The 2,168-nt window shown below is 58.8% G+C and carries 2 protein-coding genes and 1 pseudogene; all 3 read left to right on the top strand.

Translation table 11 applies throughout. The features are described 5' to 3' along the window. Positions 1-325, top strand: a pseudogene (locus lacNas_RS03860) (1,4-beta-N-acetylmuramidase); the annotation flags it as partial. After that, the gene (locus tag lacNas_RS03855; protein WP_201331037.1) at positions 322-1,557 is read left to right on the top strand and encodes a DEAD/DEAH box helicase; all 1,236 of its coding nucleotides are present in this window, start codon (positions 322-324) and stop codon (positions 1,555-1,557) included. The pseudogene lacNas_RS03860 and the gene lacNas_RS03855, both read left to right, overlap by 4 nt. Then, a partial coding sequence (locus tag lacNas_RS03850; protein ID WP_201346613.1) for a PTS transporter subunit EIIC occupies positions 1,550-2,168 on the top strand: 619 nt, incomplete at its 3' end. The genes lacNas_RS03855 and lacNas_RS03850, both read left to right, overlap by 8 nt.

Below are 2,168 nucleotides of genomic sequence, written 5' to 3'. Positions count from 1 at the left end.
CCGGCTGCCGATTTTGCTGGACAGCGGGCAGGATGATCCGGGAGCAGCCGGCATTACGGCCATGAGCCAGCTGGCGGCGGCCTTGATCAAGAGCCACGCGGTCATGGTCAACGCTTCGGCCAAGTATAAGAAGCTTTTCCCGGCGGGATGCAAGTTCCTGGCCACGTCAGAATCGGCCCCCAGCAAGCTGAACTACTGCTTCTGGCGCTACACTGAAAAGGGCCACGTCACCGGCGTCAGCGGCATCGGCTACAAGAACGTCATGTATGCCTATATCGGGACCAGTCAGCAATATAAAGAGAAATATGGACAATTAGCACAATGATTGAAAACGAAAAAATTCAGGCAATTTTGCAAAAGGAACACAAGGATCAGCCGACCCTGATCCAGAAGCAGACCTATGATGCCATCAAAAATGGCGCCAGCGTGGTCGCTCTGGCCAAAACCGGGACCGGCAAGACCCTGGCTTACGCGCTGCCGGCTTTGGAGCGCCTGCAGCCGGGAGAAAAGAACGCCCTGGTGATTCTGGCTCCGACGACCGAACTGGCCGTTCAGATCAGAAACGCCATTCAGCCATTTGCCAAGGCGCTGGGCTTGAAGACCCTGGCCCTGGTTGGGGCGGGCAACCGGCAGAGACAGGACGAGCGGCTGAAGAAGGAGACAAACGAAGTTTTGGTCTGCACTCCGGGCCGCTTTTTTGACTTTTTCTCCTCCGGCCGGATCAAGCTGGGGCAGATCAAGAGCCTGGTGATCGATGAGGCAGACGACATTCTGGAATTTGCCAAGCTGGACCTGCTCAGCTCGCTGGGGCAGAACCTGCCATCCAGCAGCCAGATCCTGCTTTTTGGGGCAACGGAATCGCAGATCACCCGGGAGGCCGAGGAAATTTTTGCCCGCCACTTCCTCTTGATCGACGTGCGGCCCGACCAGAGCAGCCAGACTGAGCACCTGTTTTTGCAGGTGGACAACGAGCACAAGCTGGAGTACCTGCAGCGCCTGTGCAAGCTGGACGGCTTTAGGGGCCTGCTCTTCTTTGACTCAAACGAAACCATGCTGCGCTTTGCCAAGATTTTTGCCCACAGCAAGACCAAGTTCGCGATCCTGGCCAACAACTTCTCCAAGGACAAGCGCCAGCAGGCCATCCGGGACCTGGCCAAGGGGAAGGTCAAGCTGCTGCTGGCCACCGACCTGGCGGCCCGCGGCCTGGACATTCCCAAGCTGACCTACGTGGTCAACTACGAAATCCCGGAAGACGCCAACACCTACATGCACCGGGCCGGGCGGACCGGGCGGATGCAGCGGCAGGGGCGGGTGGTCACCCTGGGCAACGACCACGACCTGCGCAAGCTGAAGAAGCTGCTGGCAGGCGAAGCCAGCGTTGACCGGGTCTACTTTGCCGGCTACCACTTAAGCAAGGACAAGCCGGTCAAGAAGGCCAAGGAGGACAAGAAGGCGGCTGTCTTAGAGGCAGGCAAGAAGAAAAAGAAGTCCCGGAAGAAAAACAAGAACAAGGGCTACCACCCGCATTACCTGAAAGGAAAGAAGCAGAGTGACTAGGTTGATTGACTGGCTGGAACGTTATCTGCTGCCGCTGGCAAACGATCTGGCGTCAGTGCGCTGGCTGGTAGCCCTGCGCGACGCCTTCGTTTCGACCCTGCCGATCAGTCTGACGGGGTCGGTGGCGGTGCTGATCAAGAGCCTGATCGTGGCCGCTGACCGCAACTGGGGCTGGCATGTCTTTTACCAGGTCATGCAGCCGACGGTGGCGACCTGCAATTTCGTCTGGCGGGGCAGCGTGGCCATGTTTGCCCTGTTCTTCGTTTTAAGCTGGGGCTACCAGCTGGCCCGGGCCTGCGAGGTTGATCCGCTGGCCGGGGCCATGACGGCCCTGTGCTCGTTTATGATGAGCATTGCCAATTATTCCTACCTGCTGCAGGGCAATAAGCGGGTCAAGCTGAATCAGGCCTTCAACATCAAGCAGCTGTCGACGACGGGGATGTTCACGGCCATCTTGTTTGGCGGCTTGGGCGTGGCGCTGTACATCTTGGGCGTCAAGGCCAGACTGGGCCTGCGGATCCAGTCGCAGATGCCGCCGGCGCAGGTGGCGGCTTTTGAGGCCGCGATTCCGGTCATGCTGGCTCTTTTTATAGTCGGCGGGCTGAACTATC

Source organism: Lactobacillus nasalidis, from assembly GCF_016587775.1.
GTDB lineage: Bacteria > Bacillota > Bacilli > Lactobacillales > Lactobacillaceae > Lactobacillus > Lactobacillus nasalidis.
Note: the sequence above shows the minus strand (reverse complement) of the source record. Positions and strands in the feature narration are given on the sequence as shown.